The sequence below is a fragment of the Amycolatopsis melonis genome, from assembly GCF_040064235.1.
Lineage (GTDB): Bacteria > Actinomycetota > Actinomycetes > Mycobacteriales > Pseudonocardiaceae > Amycolatopsis > Amycolatopsis melonis.
In genome coordinates, this window is sequence record NZ_JBDZYD010000005.1 from 103,089 (window position 1) to 117,888 (window position 14,800).

Annotated in this window: 15 protein-coding genes; 6 read left to right on the top strand and 9 right to left on the bottom strand. The window is 72.2% G+C overall.

Features of this window, described 5'->3' with window-relative positions; all coding sequences use genetic code 11:
- Positions 1-306 precede the first annotated feature (306 nt).
- The gene (gene typA, locus ABJI51_RS14415) at positions 307-2,232 is read right to left on the bottom strand and encodes a translational GTPase TypA (RefSeq protein ID WP_348951020.1); all 1,926 of its coding nucleotides are present in this window, start codon (positions 2,230-2,232) and stop codon (positions 307-309) included.
- A 196-nt stretch (positions 2,233-2,428) separates the two neighbouring features.
- Between typA and ABJI51_RS14420 the strand changes: the two genes are divergently transcribed.
- Positions 2,429-2,578 carry a hypothetical protein gene (locus ABJI51_RS14420; RefSeq protein WP_348951022.1) on the top strand — a complete coding sequence of 50 codons (150 nt, stop codon included), beginning with the start codon at positions 2,429-2,431 and terminating at the stop codon, positions 2,576-2,578.
- A gap of 1 nt (position 2,579) precedes the next feature.
- Here ABJI51_RS14420 and ABJI51_RS14425 read toward each other — a convergent pair whose 3' ends face one another.
- Positions 2,580-2,879 carry a YciI family protein gene (locus tag ABJI51_RS14425; RefSeq protein WP_348951024.1) on the bottom strand — a complete coding sequence of 100 codons (300 nt, stop codon included), beginning with the start codon at positions 2,877-2,879 and terminating at the stop codon, positions 2,580-2,582.
- Positions 2,880-3,100: 221 nt separating this feature from the next.
- On the opposite strand from ABJI51_RS14425, the gene trpS reads away from it, so the two are divergent.
- Positions 3,101-4,066 carry a tryptophan--tRNA ligase gene (trpS, locus tag ABJI51_RS14430; RefSeq protein ID WP_348951026.1) on the top strand — a complete coding sequence of 322 codons (966 nt, stop codon included), beginning with the start codon at positions 3,101-3,103 and terminating at the stop codon, positions 4,064-4,066.
- Here trpS and ABJI51_RS14435 read toward each other — a convergent pair.
- The 3 genes from ABJI51_RS14435 to ABJI51_RS14445 all read right to left on the bottom strand — a co-directional run bounded on the left by ABJI51_RS14435 (position 4,063) and on the right by ABJI51_RS14445 (position 6,794).
- Positions 4,063-4,452 carry a (deoxy)nucleoside triphosphate pyrophosphohydrolase gene (locus tag ABJI51_RS14435; protein WP_348951028.1) on the bottom strand — a complete coding sequence of 130 codons (390 nt, stop codon included), beginning with the start codon at positions 4,450-4,452 and terminating at the stop codon, positions 4,063-4,065. The two genes, trpS and ABJI51_RS14435, sit on opposite strands and share 4 nt — an antisense overlap.
- Positions 4,453-4,767: 315 nt before the next feature.
- On the bottom strand, positions 4,768-6,081 hold the full coding sequence (locus tag ABJI51_RS14440) for a sensor histidine kinase (protein WP_348951030.1): 1,314 nt from the start codon (positions 6,079-6,081) through the stop codon (positions 4,768-4,770).
- Entirely contained in the window at positions 6,078-6,794 is a 717-nt protein-coding gene (locus tag ABJI51_RS14445; RefSeq protein WP_348951031.1) for a response regulator transcription factor, read from the bottom strand. The genes ABJI51_RS14440 and ABJI51_RS14445 overlap by 4 nt, the downstream gene beginning before the upstream one ends.
- 148 nt (positions 6,795-6,942) lie before the next feature.
- Between ABJI51_RS14445 and ABJI51_RS14450 the strand changes: the two genes are divergently transcribed.
- From ABJI51_RS14450 to ABJI51_RS14460, 3 genes are read left to right on the top strand one after another with little or no spacing between them, the layout of a single operon-like run.
- Positions 6,943-8,037: a LolA family protein gene (locus ABJI51_RS14450; protein WP_348951032.1), complete on the top strand. Its 1,095-nt coding sequence runs from the start codon at positions 6,943-6,945 to the stop codon at positions 8,035-8,037.
- A complete protein-coding gene (locus ABJI51_RS14455; RefSeq protein ID WP_348951034.1) occupies positions 8,034-9,008 on the top strand; it encodes an ABC transporter ATP-binding protein in 975 nt (324 codons plus the stop codon). The genes ABJI51_RS14450 and ABJI51_RS14455 overlap by 4 nt, the downstream gene beginning before the upstream one ends.
- On the top strand, positions 9,005-9,880 hold the full coding sequence (locus tag ABJI51_RS14460; RefSeq protein ID WP_348951035.1) for an ABC transporter permease subunit: 876 nt from the start codon (positions 9,005-9,007) through the stop codon (positions 9,878-9,880). The genes ABJI51_RS14455 and ABJI51_RS14460 overlap by 4 nt, the downstream gene beginning before the upstream one ends.
- A 60-nt stretch (positions 9,881-9,940) precedes the next feature.
- On the opposite strand, the gene ABJI51_RS14465 is transcribed toward ABJI51_RS14460, so the two are convergent.
- From ABJI51_RS14465 to ABJI51_RS14475, 3 genes are all read right to left on the bottom strand, one after another.
- A complete protein-coding gene (locus tag ABJI51_RS14465) occupies positions 9,941-10,960 on the bottom strand; it encodes an ABC transporter ATP-binding protein (protein WP_348951037.1) in 1,020 nt (339 codons plus the stop codon).
- A complete protein-coding gene (locus ABJI51_RS14470; RefSeq protein ID WP_348951859.1) occupies positions 10,960-12,516 on the bottom strand; it encodes an ABC transporter permease in 1,557 nt (518 codons plus the stop codon). Before ABJI51_RS14470 ends, ABJI51_RS14465 begins: the two co-directional genes overlap by 1 nt.
- 107 nt (positions 12,517-12,623) lie before the next feature.
- Positions 12,624-13,673, bottom strand: coding sequence for a thiamine ABC transporter substrate-binding protein (locus tag ABJI51_RS14475; protein WP_348951039.1), 1,050 nt, complete (start codon positions 13,671-13,673; stop codon positions 12,624-12,626).
- A 159-nt stretch (positions 13,674-13,832) separates the two neighbouring features.
- Here ABJI51_RS14475 and ABJI51_RS14480 point away from each other — a divergent pair, with 159 nt between their 5' ends.
- Complete coding sequence (locus ABJI51_RS14480) at positions 13,833-14,117, top strand: 4a-hydroxytetrahydrobiopterin dehydratase (protein WP_348951040.1); 285 nt, start codon at positions 13,833-13,835, stop codon at positions 14,115-14,117.
- A 351-nt stretch (positions 14,118-14,468) separates the two neighbouring features.
- On the opposite strand, the gene ABJI51_RS14485 is transcribed toward ABJI51_RS14480, so the two are convergent.
- The gene (locus ABJI51_RS14485) at positions 14,469-14,762 is read right to left on the bottom strand and encodes a DUF1330 domain-containing protein (protein ID WP_348951042.1); all 294 of its coding nucleotides are present in this window, start codon (positions 14,760-14,762) and stop codon (positions 14,469-14,471) included.
- Between the last annotated feature and the right edge of the window lie 38 nt (positions 14,763-14,800).

The following is a 14,800-nucleotide window of genomic DNA, read 5'->3' on the forward strand; positions in this document are numbered from 1 at the left end:
GGAACCGAGATTCCCATACCCGGATCACCGCGCTCCGGCCCCCCAAGGTGCCGCCATGGGAAGGGACGCGCGGACGGCCGTCCGGGTTCCCGGACCGTTCCGGAACGTCGGAACGAACACGCCCCGGACACGAAGAAGGTTCACGTCGGTGGCAGGCACCAGGCGAGAGCCCCTATAAAGATATAAGGAGAAGAACCGCGGAATCCGTGACGCCCGGTGGGCCGGCCGCGGACTCAGCGTAGCCGAACCGGCACGAAAAAACCTCCCGGTGCCGCACACCGGGAGGTTTTTCGCAGCTTCGGAAGGTCAGCCGTTCTCGCGGCTCTTGGCCCGCGACCGCTCCTTGGCGCGGGTCGCGATGTCCAGCGTCACCTTCCGCACGCGGACGACGTCCGGCGCCACCTCGACGCACTCGTCGGCCGCGCAGAACTCCAGCGCCTCCTCCAGGCCCAGCTTGCGCGGCCGGGCGAGGCGCTCGAGCTCGTCACCGGTCGACGAGCGCATGTTGGTGAGCTTCTTCTCCTTGGTGATGTTGATGTCGAGGTCCTCCATGCGCGGGTTCTCGCCCACGACCATGCCCTCGTACACCTCGGCACCCGGCTCGACGAAGAACGTGCCGCGGTCGGCCAGCTGGATCATCGCGTACGCGGTGATCGGGCCGGACCGGTCGGCGACCAGCGAGCCGCTGTGCCGGGTGCGGATCTCGCCCGCCCACGGGAAGTAGCCCTCGAACACGTGGTTCGCGATGCCGGTGCCGCGGGTCTCGGTGAGGAAGTCGGTGCGGAAGCCGATCAGGCCGCGCGAGGGCAGCACGTAGATCAGCTTGATCCGGCCGGTGCCGTTGCCGCTCATGTCCTCCATGCGGCCCTTGCGGGACGCGAGCAGCTGCGTGATCGCGCCGAGGTGCTCCTCCGGCGAGTCGATGTAGAGGCGCTCGAACGGCTCGTGCAGCTTGCCGTCGATCGTGCGGAGCACCACCTGCGGCTTGCCGACGGTCAGCTCGAAGCCCTCGCGGCGCATCTGCTCGACGAGGATGGCCAGCGCCAGCTCACCGCGGCCCTGGACCTCCCAGGTGTCCGGGCGCTCGGTCGGCAGGACGCGGATCGAGACGTTGCCGACCAGCTCCTGGTCGAGGCGGGCCTTGACCAGCCGCGCGGTGACCTTGTCGCCGCCGTTGCGGCCCGCCAGCGGCGAGGTGTTGACGCCGATCGTCATCGAGATCGCGGGCTCGTCGACGGTGATCCGGGGCAGCGCCACCGGGTTCTCCGCGTCGGCGAGGGTGTCGCCGATGGTGATGTCCGGGATGCCGGCGATGGCGACCAGCTCGCCCGCGGTGGCCTCGGTGGCCGGGACGCGGGTCAGGGCCTCGGTGACCAGCAGTTCCGAGATGCGGACGTTCTGCACCGAGCCGTCCTCGCGCATCCAGGCCACGGTCTGGCCCTTGCGCAGCTTGCCGGCGTGGATGCGGATCAGCGCGATGCGGCCGAGGAAGTTCGACGCGTCGAGGTTGGTGACCAGCGCCTGCAGCGGCGCGTCGAGGTCGGCGACGGGCGGCGGGACGTGGCGCAGCAGCGTGTCGAACAGCGGGTCGAGGTTCTCGCTGTCGGGCAGGCCGCCGTCCGCGGGCTGCTCGAGGCTGGCCTTGCCGGCCCGCGCGGAGGCGTAGACGACCGGGAGGTCGAGGATCGCGTCGAGGTCGGCGTCCTCGATGTCGCCCGCCAGGTCGAGCAGCAGGTCGTGGGTCTCCTCGACGACCTCGGCGATGCGCGCGTCCGGCCGGTCGACCTTGTTGACGACCAGGATGACCGGCAGGCCGGCCTCCAGGGTCTTGCGCAGCACGAACCGGGTCTGCGGCAGCGGGCCCTCGGACGCGTCGACCAGCAGGACGACGCCGTCGACCATGGACAGCCCGCGCTCGACCTCGCCGCCGAAGTCGGCGTGGCCGGGAGTGTCGATGACGTTGATGGTGATCTGGCCCTCGGGCGTCTGGCGCCGGATCGAGGTGTTCTTCGCCAGGATCGTGATGCCCTTTTCGCGCTCCAGCTCGCCGGAGTCCATCACGCGGTCGACGACCTCGGCACGCTCGGCGAAGGCGCCGGACTGGCGGAGCATCGCGTCCACCAGCGTCGTCTTGCCGTGGTCGACGTGGGCTACGATCGCGACATTGCGCAGGTCGGGCCGGGTCTTACCGGTCGGCCGGCCGGTTTCGACGGTAGCGCTGGCTGCGGGCACGCGAAAACTCCTGAACTTCAAGGGGTTGGAAGGCCGCGCAAAGCCCGTCAAGGGATCCCGTGACCGGCTCTGGTCACACGCGGACCTCACTCAGGATACCTGCCGCCCGGTTGTGAGCAGCCCCACGCCCCCAGATCGGTTAGGCTCACCTAACGTGGATACCCGGTGAACGACGCCGACCCGAGGGAGCGTGCGCGTGGGCAAGAAGCCGGACGACCCGCGGAAGGTCGTGCGCAAGCTGATCAAGGCGGGCAAGGTCAAGAAGAAGTGCTGCCGGTCGAAACCGCGCTGCAAGAAGTGCCCGGTATTGGCTCTGAAGAAGGCGAAGCTGGACCTGGCCGCCTAGCTCAGTGCGGCACGGCCTCGTTGATCAGCCGCAGCTCGGGTGCGGTCTTGGTCGGCGAGAACTCGATGACCTCGTACTGCGCGAGGTGCTTCACCGAGAACGGGTCGGACGCGAGGATCGCGTCGAGCTTCCCGCGGGCCATCGGGCGCGTGATGATGACGCCGCCGGTGCGCGGGTTCCGCCGCCCGGACGCCAGGAAGTGGCCGTGCTCGTACTGCTTGTTCAGCCACTCGACGTGATCCGGGAGCGCGTAGTCGATTTCCTCGATGGGGGCCGTGTAGTTCAGCAGGACGACATACATGGCTATGAAGGTAACTCCGGGAGCGCGCTCGCGCGTCCGGACGATGCGAACTGGTGACGGATCGGGCTATAGTCGCCCCATGCACCCGCAGCGCACCCAGTGGTGGCCGCCCTCCGGCGGCCCTTCGACCCTGCGCTGAAACATCCAGCGGCCGCCCCCGGACGGGCGGCCTTTTTCGTGCCTTCTCGCCGGGGTGGTCCCCTCCTCGGAAGGAAGAAACGATGAGCAAGCTGTCCGGGATCACGCCGTCCGGTCACGTCCACCTCGGCAACTACCTGGGTGCGGTCCGCCGCTGGGCGCTCGAGGGCGGCGCGGACGACCTGTACTTCGTCGCCGACCTGCACGGCATGACGACCCCGCACAATCCGGTGAAACTCCGAGCACTGGCGGGCGAGCAGCTCGCCGTGCTGATCGCCGCGGGCATCGATCCCGAGCGGGTGTTCGTCCAGTCCGACCTGGCGCGCGAGCTGGGCGCGCTGACCTGGGTCCTGGAGTGCACCTGCAACTACGGCGAGGCCGCGCGGATGATCCAGTTCAAGGAGAAGTCGAAGGGACAGGCCGGTGTGCGGCTGTCGCTGCTGACCTATCCGGCGCTGATGGCGGCGGACATCCTCCTGCAGGGCGCGCGTGAGGTGCCGGTCGGCGAGGACCAGCGGCAGCACGTCGAGCTGACCCGGACGCTCGCCAAGCGCTTCAACGGCACCTACGGCGAGGTGTTCACCATCCCGGAGGCGGTGCTGCCGCCCGCGGGCGCGCGCGTGAAGGACCTCACCGACCCGACGCGCAAGATGTCGAAGTCGACGCGCGACGCGGCGGGCACGGTGTTCGTCCTCGACGAGCCCGACCAGATCCGCCGCAAGATCCGCCGCGCGGTCACCGACGGCGGTTCGATCCCGGTGCACGCCCCGGACACCCGGCCCGGCATGGCGAACCTGCTGGAGATCCTGGCCGCCTGCCGCGGCGGCTCGCCTGCCGAGCTGGCCGACGAGTTCACGTCGTACGGAGCGGTGAAGGACGCCGTCGCCGACGCGGTGATCGAAGAGCTGCGGCCCCTGCGGGAACGCGCGCTGACGCTGCTCGACGACGTCGCGGAGCTGGAGCGGGTCCGCAAGGCGGGCGCGGAACGCGCGCGGGAACGCGGCTCCCACCGCCTCGACGCGGCCCTGCGGATGATCGGGGCGGGCTAGGCGAGCAGCTGCCGGAAGGCGGGGAGCAGCAGGCGGTCGGCGGGCAGCCAGTCGACGTCGTCGAGGTCGTCGGGACCGAGCCACCGGACGGCCCGGTGCTCGACGGCCCGCGGCTCCTCGCCCGGCGAGACGAGCGTGGCGGCGTAGATCCGCAGGACCTTCCCGCCGGGCAGCGGAACGTCCTCGCCGACCCGCGCCCCGACCTCGACGACGACGTCGAGTTCCTCGCTGCACTCCCGGGCCAGCGCGAAGGCCTCGGACTCCCCCTCTTCGACCCGCCCGCCGGGCAGCTCCCACTGCCCGGCATGCCCCGGCGGCCAGGCCCGCTGCTGGGCGAGCAGCTTGCCGTCCCGCACCAGTGCGGCTCCCACGATCACAGCGTTCACAGTCCCGGAACTTACCCGGAAGCCCGGTCACGGGGAGCGCCGCGCGGTAGACCCGAACGGTGGCCAGGTTGCCGAGCGCCCCAAGGTGGCCTTCGGTGCGCTCAACGCGCCCAAGGCGGCCTTCGGTGCGCTCAACGCACCCAATGTGGCCTTCGGTGCGCTGGTGAACACAGCGGCGCGAAGCGCCTCCGTTGAGGGCGGCGGTGGGGGCATGGGCGGAGCACCCAATGTGGCCTTCGGTGCGCTCAACGCGCCCAAGGCGGCCTTCGGTGCGCTCAACGCACCCAAGGCCGCATTGGGGCGTTTGGGCCACCGTCAACCGGCCGTCACCGCGCGCCAGGTCACCACGAACCGGGCGCCGCCGTCCGGGGACTCCGTCACCTGGACCCGGCCGCCGCGGCGGCGGACCGTCTCGGCCACCATCGCCAGGCCCAGGCCCGTGCCACCTGACGAGCGGGCTCGGTCGTCGGCGATGCGGTAGAACCGGTCGAACACCTTCTCGCGGTGCTCCGGCGGGATTCCCGGGCCGTCGTCGTCGACCACCACCCGGACCCACGTGCGGGACGCCAGCACCGACACCACGATCTGGCCCCGCGCGTAGCGGCACGCGTTGCGCAGCAGGTTGTCCAGCACCAGCTCGACCTCGGCGTGCGCGGCCGACGCCCACGCCTGCGCGACCGCGTTGCTCACCCGCGTCTCCGGGGCACCCGACGGCAGTCTCGCAACCGCCGACCGGACCTCACTGACCAGCTCGACCGGCGCGGCGGGCGGCACCTCGCCCGCGTCCGACCGGGCCAGCGACAACAGCCCGTCCAGCAGCGACGACAGCCGTTCCGCCTCGGTGAGGATGTCCGACAGTGTCTCCTGGGCCAGCTCCGGATCGGGATTGGTCACCGCGACCTCGGCCTGCACCCGGATCGACGCGACCGGCGACCGCAGCTCGTGCGCGGCGTCGCCGGTGAACCGGCGCAGCCGCTCGCTCGCCTGCTCCTGGCGCTCCAGCAGGGCGTTGAACTCCTCGGCCAGCGCGCGCAGCTCGTCGTGCGAGTCCGGCAGCGCCAGCCGCGCGCCCGGGGGCAGCGACCGCACCGAACCGCGCATCCGGGCGACCGGCCGCAGCGACAGCCGCACCACCAGCCACGTCGCGAAGCCCGCCACCAGCGCCCCGAGCGACGCGACGACCACCAGCCAGACCCCGCCGTAGTGCACGGCCGCGGAGAAGCCGACCAGGCCCGCGCCCGCCACGACCAGCCGTTGTGCCCCGTCCGGCGCGCTGACCACCGTGCCCAGGTACCGCGCGCCGTCGCGCTGCACCGGCTGCCCCGCCTTGAGCGCCGAGACGTCCGCCGGGGACAGACCGGCCGGCGTCCCGCCGTCCACCGGCGTGCCCGCGATGTCGAGCACCCGCAGCGTCACCGGGTCCGCGCCGGACAGCGGCCGCCCGGCGCTCACCTCGGCCCCGGCCGGGCCGAGCGCGCCCGACAGCTCGCGGTCGACCGAGCCGATGAGCAGCGGCGACAGGTTCGCCGCGGCCAGTGCCGCCAGCCCGAGCAGGCAGCCGAGGGTGATCGTCGCGGCGAGCACGGTGATCCGGACCTGCAGGGACCGGCCCCGCCACCACGAGATCACGGCGTGATGACCTCGTCCAGCTGCGCGTCGGAGGCCAGGTAGCCGTGCCCGCGCACGGTGCGCAGCAGCGCGCCGGCCCCCACCGCGTCGAGCTTGCGCCGCACGTAGCCGACGTAGACCTCGACGAGGTTGCGTGTCACCGCCTGCTCCTCGCCCCAGACCGCGCGCAGCAGCTCGTCCTTCGTGACGACCGTGCCCGCCCGGCCGACGAGCGCCTCCAGCAGCGCGAACTCGCGGGGGCTCAGCGCGACCTCCGCGCCGTTCCAGCGCACCTGCCGCAGCCCGCGGTCGACCTCCAGCGCGCCGAGCCGCAGCGTGCCGCGGCCGGAGTCCGGCCCCGCGCGGCGCAGCGTCGCGCGGACCTGGGCGACCAGCACCACGAAGGAGAACGGCTTGACGAGGTAGCCGTCGGCACCGAGGTCGAGGCCGTCGGCCTGGTCGACCTCGCCGTCCTTGGCCGAGACGAGCAGCACCGGCGTGGTGACGCCGTCCTTGCGCAGCCGTTCCAGCACGCGGTAGCCGGACAGGCCCGGCAGCATGATGTCGAGCAGGATGACGTCGAACGAGCCGGTGCTCGCCAGCTGCAGCCCGGTCGGGCCGTCCGCGGCGGTGACCACGTCCATGTCCTCCGCCCGCAGCCCGCGCTGCAGCGCCTTCCGCACGCCCGGTTCGTCGTCCACCACCAGCACCCGAGGTTTCACGAGACTCATCATGGCCGGTTTGCCCAGGTCGTGCGTCGGTTCTCAGCGCGATCTCAGCCGGAGAGGGAGAACCTTCAGGGGTATCTCAGCCTCGAGAGGGAAGCGTCGGTGCCAGGGAGCCGGGCACACTCGGGCCCGGGAACACCACAGGGAGAGACGCATGAAACCGAAGACGAAGGGCATCACCGCCGCGGTCGTCGGCACCGCGCTCGGCGCGGGCGGCCTCGCGTTCGTCGCGATGCCGGCCAGCGCCGACGACAAGCCGGCGCTGCCGGCGGTGAGTGCCGAGGACCTGGTGCAGTCGGTCGCGCAGGCGAAGCCGGGCGCGTTCGACGGCACGGTGAAGGTCACCAACGACCTCGGCCTGCCGCAGGTGGGGAACGCGCTGCCGGGGGCGTCGGCGCTGAACATGGATTCGGCGCACATCTTCAGCGACGGCGCGGGCCGGAGCCGGCTGGCCGTCACGCAGGGGGCCAGCCAGGAGACGGTGGTCCACGACGGCACCACCGTCTGGGACTACAGCTCCCGGACGAACACCGCGACCAAGGTCACCATCCCGGCCGACGTCGCGCAGCAGAAGGGCGCGGGCAGCGACAAGACGGCCGACCCGCTGGCGGCGTCGACCGAGCTGCTGGCGAAGGTCCGCGAGAGCAGCACGGTCTCGGTCGACGGCACCGCGACCGTCGCCGGCCGCCCGGCCTACGAGCTGGTTCTGACGCCGAAGCCGACCGAGCGGACGGTGCTGCGGGAGATCCGCGTCGCGGTCGACTCCCAGACGCGCATGCCGCTGCGGGTGTCGGTGCTGACCAACGGCACCGCGACGCCGGCGCTGCAGGTCGCGTTCAGCGAGATCGAGTTCACCCAGCAGCCTGCCGAGCTCTTCACCTTCACCCCGCCGAAGGGCGTCAAGGTGGAGGAGAAGACGCCGAAGCTCGACCAGCAGACCAAGGACCTGGCCGAGCAGGCCCGCCAGGACGTCAAGGTCGTCGGCGACGGCTGGGACACCGTCGTGACCGGCAAGGTCCCGGCGGACGCGCTGAACGCGGCGCCGAAGCAGCAGGGCCGGGAGGGCCGCGGCGGCACCGCGGACCCGAAGGCGCTGATCGAGCGGTTCGGCAAGAAGGTCAGCGGCGCGTGGGGCAGCGGCTACCTGTTCACCACGAAGGTGGGCAGCGCGGTGCTGACCGACGACGGCCGGTTCGCCGCCGGCGCGGTGCCGGAGCAGGTCCTGTACGAGGCGCTGGGTCAGAAGTGACGAGCACAGCTGTCGAGTCCGGGGCGGGCGTTTCCGCGGAGACGCCCGCCCCGGCGGTCCCGCTCGCCGCGCGCACCCGGGGCCTGCGCAAGGTCTACCGCGGCACGGTCGCGGTGGACCACGTCGACCTCGACATCCCGCAGGGCGCGGTGATGGGGATGCTCGGGCCGAACGGCTCGGGCAAGACGACGACGATCCGGATGCTGCTCGGCCTGGTCCGGCCGACCGAGGGCGAGGTCGAGCTGCTCGGCCGTCCGATGCCGGACGCCGCCGCGCACGCGCTGCCGGACGTCGGCGCGCTGGTCGAGGGCCCGGGCTTCCACCCGTTCCTGTCCGGGCGCGACAACCTGCTGCGCTTCGCGGCGGCCGAACCGCGGCTTTCGTCGGCAGGCATCCCGCGCGCGGTCGACGCGGCGCTGGAGCGCGTCGGGCTGACCGGGGCGGCGCGGCGCCGGTACCGCGGGTATTCGCTCGGCATGAAGCAGCGGCTCGGGCTCGCTTCGGCGTTGCTCGTGCCGCGGAAGATGGTCGTGCTCGACGAGCCGACCAACGGCCTCGACCCTGCGGGTACCAGGGAGATCCGCAGGATCATGGCCGAGCTGCACGCCGAGGGCGTCACCGTGCTGGTGTCGTCGCACCTGCTGGCCGAGGTCGAGGCGACGTGCACGCACGTGGCCGTGCTGCAGTCGGGGAACGTCATCGCGCAGGGCGAGCTGGCGGAGCTGCTGGAGTCCGGGAACGCGGCGCTGCTGGTCCGCACGCCGGACGCGGAGCAGGCGGTGGAGGCGCTGCGGGAGCACCGGATCGGCGTGCGGCTGACGCCGGACGGCGTCCGCGCGGACCTGACGGCGACACCGGCGCCGCGGGTGCTGGAGGTCCTGGTGGGCGCGGGGGTCGCGGTCCACGAGGCGACGCGGGCGCGCACCGGGCTGGAAGACCTGTTCGCGCGGCTGACGGAGGGGGCGGAATGACGGCGGTTCTCGAGGCACCGGCGGCCCGCACGGGCCACGACACGGTGCCGCTGACGCGGCTGCTGGCCGCGGAGCTGCGCTGGATCTTCCGCAGGCCGCGCACGCTGGCGGTGCTGGGGCTGCTGGCGCTGATCCCGGTGGTGATCGGCATCGGCCTGACGCTGGTGGACGAGCCGGCCAGCGCCAACGGCCCGGACGACGGCGGCGGAGCACTGCTGGCGTCGGCGGTGAACAACGCGTTCGTGCTGCCGATCGCGGCGATCGTGCTGGCACTGGCACTGCTGCTGCCGCTGGCCGCGGCGATGGCGGGAGCGGACGCGATCGCGGGCGAGACGTCCCACGGCACGCTGCGCGGCTGGCTGATCGCCCCGGTCGGGCGAGGCCGGCTGCTGGCGGTCAAAGCGTTCGGCGTCGCGACGGTGTCGGTGGTCTCGGTGCTGGCGATGTGCGTCACCGGCGTGGTGACGGGCCTGATCATCAACGGCACGGACTCGCTGTTCACGCTGTCGGGCACGACGCTGTCCCTTGGCGGCGCGCTGGCCCGGATCCTGCTGGTGGCGGGCTGGGTGGTGCTCCAGCTGTGGGCGATCGGCGCGGTGGCGCTGGCGATCTCCAGCTGGACCGAGCACCCGATGCTGGTGGTGGCGTCGGTACTGGCGACCGACATCGTGTTCACCATCCTCGGGTTCCTCAAGTCACTGGACTGGCTGCACCCGTTCCTGCTGACGCAGAACTGGTCGATGGCACCGGCGGAGGTCCTGCAGGACCCGATGGGCACCCAGCTGCTGGGCGAGGGAGCCCTCCGGGCGGCGTGCTACATCGTGATCGGCCTGTCACTGGCCTACGCCCGACTGTCCACTCGCGACGGCTGACGTGCCCGCCGCCGGTCCGCGGTCGTGAGTGTTAATTCGGGTTAGAACGCGAATTACCACTCACGACAAGCCGCGGCCGACCAGTGCCAGGCCGTCCGGGTCGAGTTCGAGGTGCACCGCGTCGCCGGCGCGCAGGTCCGACGCCGCCGGGGCCACCGCGTCCACAGTGGACTCGGCCAGCTTCACCACGAGCCGGACGTGTTCCCGGCGGTGCACGGCCGCCACGACCTCGCCCGGTGTGCCTTCGGCAGCCACCCGGAGGGCGTGCGGACGCAGGCCCAGCCGCGCGGGACCGTCGGGGACGTCCGGCAGTGCCACCTCCCCCAGGGGCGTGCGCACCCGGCCGTCCGCCGCGGTGCCGTCGACGAACGTCGTCACGCCGAGGAAGCGGGCCACCTCGTCGTCCGCCGGGTTGCGCCACACCCGGCGGACCGCGCCCTCCTGGCGGACCTCGCCCGCGTCCAGCACCGCCACCCTGTCCGCCAGCGTGAACGCCTCTTCCTGGTCGTGCGTCACCAGCAACGCCGTGATCTTGCTGCGCCGCAACAGGTCCGCCAGGTCGATCGCCAGCTGTTCCCGCAAGCCCGCGTCCAAACCGGACAGTGGCTCGTCGAGCAGCAGCAGCCGCGGCTTCGGGGCCAGCGCGCGGGCCAGTGCCACCCGCTGCGCCTGGCCGCCCGACAGCTCCGTCACCCGGCGCTTCTCGAAGCCGGAAAGGCCGACCAGGTCCAGCAGCTCGGCCACGCGTGGCGCCCACTGCGCGCGGGGCACGCCGTGCATGCGCAGGCCGAACGCGATGTTCGCGGCGACGTCGCGGTGGGTGAACAGCTGGCCGTCCTGGAACACCAGCCCGAACCCGCGCCGGTGCACCGGCACCGCGCCGAGGTCCTCGCCGTCCCAGCTCACCGAGCCGCGCGCCGACGGCTCCAGGCCGGTGATCGCACGCAGCAGCGTCGACTTCCCCGAGCCCGACGGACCCAGCAGTGCGAGCACTTCACCGTCGGCGATGTCCAGCCGGACGTCGCGGACCGCCGCGAACGATCCATAGTGGACGGTCAGGTCCCGTACCGACAGCGCCATCAGAACTCTCCCACCCGGCCGCGCCCGAGCTGGTCGATCAACGCGACCGCCAGCACCGTCACGAGCATGAGCAACGCGCACGCCGCGTACGCCATCTGGTTGTTCAGCTCACCCGGACGCGCCATGAGCGTCGCGACCGCGACCGGCAGCGTCGGCGCCGTCGGCCGGGCGAGGAAGCTGGTCGCACCGAACTCGCCGAGCGCCACCACGAACCCGAACCCGGCCGCGGCGACCAGCGGCCGCAGCGCCAGCGGCAGGTCGATCTCCCGCCAGACCCGCAGCGGGCCCGCCCCGAGCGTCGACGCGGCCTGCCGCAGCCGGACGTCGACCGAGCGCAGCACCGGCAGCACCATCCGCACGATCAGCGGCGTGATGACCAGCGCCTGGGCCAGTGGCACGAGGTAGGGCGACGTCCGCAGGTCGCCGGGCAGCGCGTCGAGCGTCACCAGGTACCCGAAGCCGACCGTCACCGCGGACACGCCGAGCGGCAGCATCAGCGCGGCGTCCAGCGTCTCCCCCAGCCCGCGCGCGGCCCGCGCGGGCGACCGGCGCAGCGCCACCAGCACCACGGACGCGAGCACGCCGACGACCATCGCCAGCAGTGTCGCGTCGACGGCGACCTTCAGCGAGTTCAGCGCGGCGTCCCAGCCGGACACCTGCAGCGCGCCCCTGTCCCCGGTGCTCGCCAGCGCCCGGTACCCGGCGAGGCTCCAGCCGTCCTCAGTGGACACCGACTCGGCGAGCAGCGCGACGATCGGCGTCAGCAGCAACGCGAGGACGACGCCCGCGGCGCCGGCGACCCACCATTCGCCACCCCGCGGCCGTCGCGCGGCGCTCGCGCCGATCCGCGCACCCTCCTTGCGCCGTCGCGCCAGGCCGCCGAGCACGAGCGCGGCGACCACGGCGGTGAACTGAATCAGCGAAAGTGCCGCCGCGCCGGAGAGGTCGAGGAGGTCGACCGTCCGGAGGTAGATCTCGGTTTCCAGGGTCCGGTAGCGGGCGCCGCCGAGGATGAGCACGACGCCGAAACTGGTGGCGCAGAACAGGAACACCACGGCCGCGGCGGACGCGATCGCGGGGGTCAGCGCGGGCAGCGTCACCGACCGGAAGGCCCGCCACGGCGACGCGCCGAGCGCGCGGGCGGCGTCGGCCGTCCGCGCGTCGAGCCGTGCCCACAGCCCGGCGACGGTCCGCGCGACGACGGCGACGTTGAAGAACGCGTTGGCCAGCACGATCGGCAGCACACCGCCGTCGGGCCACAGCGCGCGGAACGCCAGCCCGACGACCACGGTCGGCAGCACGAACGGCACGAGCACCAGCGTCCGCGCGAGGCCGACGCCGGGCAGCCGCACGCGCGCCAGCAGGAATGCCACCGGCAGCCCGGCCAGCACCGCGACCACCGTGGACGCGGCCGCGCTGGCGACGGTGAACCCGGCCAGCTGCCAGGTCCGCGGATCGCCGAGCACGACGTCGAGGCCGCCCGCGGCGAACCCGCGGCCCACGATCGCCAGCACCGGCCAGGCGAAGAAGACCACGAGAAACCCGATCGGGAGCAGGCCGAGCAGGGCCAGGCCGATTCCCCGGGCGGTTCTGGGTGGAGCTATCACCGTTTTTCGGGGGCCCCGGGTGGCGGAGCCCCCGGCCCGAGGCGAAGCCTCGGATGTCACTGCATGAGCGTGCGCCATTCGCCGATCCACTTCTCGCGTCCGGCCTGCACCTGGTCCGCGGGCAGTGTCTGCGGCTTCTGCGGCAGCGGCGCGACCTGCGCCCAGCCCTGCGGCAGGTCGACGCCCTGGCGCGTCGGGTAGACGTACATGTTGGCCGCGACGGTCGCCTGGAACTGCTGCGAGAGCAGGAAGTCGACGACCTTGCGCGCGTTCTCGGCCTGCTTGCCGTTCGCCAGCACTCCGGCGTACTCGACCTGCCGGTAGCAGGTGTCGAGCAGCGCCTTGGTGCGCGGCTTGCCGTCGTCACCGATCTCGGCGGCGGGCGACGACGCGTAGGAGACGACGATCGGGCGCGGGCCCTTGCCCGACGAGCCGGAGAACTGCTTGGTGTAGGCCTCTTCCCAGCCGCTGACCACCTTGACGCCGTTGGCCTTCAGCCGCGTCCAGTAGTCCTTCCAGCCGGCTTCGCCGTACTTCGCGACGGTGCCGAGGAGGAACGCGAGGCCGGGCGAGGCCGTCGCCGGGTCCTCGGCGACCAGCAGGTCCTTGTACTTCGGGTCGGCCAGGTCTTCGTAGGTCGTCGGCGCGGCGAGGCCCTTGGTGGCGAAGTAGCCGGTGTCGACGTTGACGCAGACGTCGCCGACGTCGACCGCGGAGAGCCGGTGCTCGGGGTCGACGGCGTAGCGCTGCGGCCCCCGGTCGGCCTCCGGGCTGGTGTAGGGCTCGAAGACGCCCTCGCCGAGTGCGCGCGAGGCGAAGGTCGAGTCGACGCCGTACGCGACGTCACCGATCGGGTTCGCCTTGGTCAGCACCAGCTTGTTGGTCAGCGAACCGGCGTCGCCCTGCTTGAGCACGGAGATCTTGATGCCCGACTGCCGCTGGAAGGCGTCGAGCACCTCCTGCGGCGCGAGGAAGGAATCGTGCGTCACGAGGGTGACGGTGGGCGTCTGCTGCGTGCCACCGTCACCGTCCGACAGCGAGCACGCCGCGGCGACGGCGCTGACGGCGGCGATGGCCGTCGCGGCGCGAACAGCCCTGCGTTTCATCTACCCTCCTGCACTTCGCCGGACGAGGAGGGCAGCCCTCCCCTCGCCGGCATGATCCGGTCAGGTGCGAACGGTCGCGGGTGACCCGCCTCTCAGCCCGGCTGACCGGACTCCCGTGGCAACCGTGCAGCGTAGTGCAGGACGGACGACCATGGAGACATGACGGAAATCTTGAGCGACGCCGAGGCCGACGGAAGGCTGGGCCCGGGCTGGACCCGGTCCGGCTCCGTGATCGCCCGCGAGGTGGAACTGGCGAGCTTCCTGCAGGCGATCGAGGTGGTCGACCGGGTGGCGGTGCTGGCGGAGGCCGCCGACCACCACCCGGACATCGACATCCGCTGGCGGACCCTGACGTTCCGCCTGACGACGCATTCGGCGGGCGGCCTGACGGCGAAGGACTTCGACCTGGCGAACCAGATCGACGAGGTCATCGCGAGCCCGTGACGTCGGTTACGCCGAGTGCACGTCGGCGCTGGTCAGACGTCTCCCGAGTACCGGACTATCGGGAGGGAGACAAGAGATGACCCAGGCCATCGTGGTCGGCACGGCAGCATTCGCCTCGATGGTGGCGGCGGCCGGAGGCGTGCTCTGGTTCACCGCCCGTAACCGCCGCGAGTTACCTTGATCACAGGGGCTAACGCCGGCGGTGATCGGCGCGCTGTTCCTGCGGAAGTATTGCTCCGCTCGTAGGGAAACGCCGATGAACAGCACCCTGACCACCGCCCAGCGCGCCTGGATCAACGCCCTCGCCCCGGCGGTGGTGCTGATCGTGATCGCGCTGCTCGGCCTGCTCGGCTAGCCGAGGCCGTCGACGAGCAGCAGCCGCCGCCGCAGCGCCGTCGCCCTGATGTTCAGAGCGGCGGCGTACTCGGCCGAGGAATACCAGCGTTCGGCGGTCGCCCGATCGGGGAACTCGACGACGACCAGCCGGCGGTTGTCCGGAGTCTCCCCTTCGAGGGTGACCGGAACGGCGCCCCGCGCGAGGTACCGGCCCCCGTGGGCGGCGATGGACGCCTGCGCGAGTTCGCGGTAGCGCTGGGCCTGGGTTTCGTCGAGGATCTCGACCTCGGAGATGACGTAGGCGCTCATGCTTCCGAGCGTGTCAGACCGCGGCGGCGGGAACGTGG

Excerpts from the sequence above, each read along its gene's own strand:
- ABJI51_RS14425 (WP_348951024.1), bottom strand. The coding sequence starts at position 2,879 with ATGTATGTCGTCCTGCTGAACTACACGGCCCCCATCGAGGAAATCGAC.
- ABJI51_RS14445 (WP_348951031.1), bottom strand. The coding sequence starts at position 6,794 with ATGATGAGTCTCGTGAAACCTCGGGTGCTGGTGGTGGACGACGAACCG.
- ABJI51_RS14485 (WP_348951042.1), bottom strand. The coding sequence starts at position 14,762 with ATGAGCGCCTACGTCATCTCCGAGGTCGAGATCCTCGACGAAACCCAG.
- ABJI51_RS14460 (WP_348951035.1), top strand. The coding sequence starts at position 9,005 with ATGACGGCGGTTCTCGAGGCACCGGCGGCCCGCACGGGCCACGACACG.
- ABJI51_RS14480 (WP_348951040.1), top strand. The coding sequence starts at position 13,833 with ATGACGGAAATCTTGAGCGACGCCGAGGCCGACGGAAGGCTGGGCCCG.
- ABJI51_RS14465 (WP_348951037.1), bottom strand. The coding sequence starts at position 10,960 with ATGGCGCTGTCGGTACGGGACCTGACCGTCCACTATGGATCGTTCGCG.
- trpS (WP_348951026.1), top strand. The coding sequence starts at position 3,101 with ATGAGCAAGCTGTCCGGGATCACGCCGTCCGGTCACGTCCACCTCGGC.
- ABJI51_RS14475 (WP_348951039.1), bottom strand. The coding sequence starts at position 13,673 with ATGAAACGCAGGGCTGTTCGCGCCGCGACGGCCATCGCCGCCGTCAGC.
- ABJI51_RS14450 (WP_348951032.1), top strand. The coding sequence starts at position 6,943 with ATGAAACCGAAGACGAAGGGCATCACCGCCGCGGTCGTCGGCACCGCG.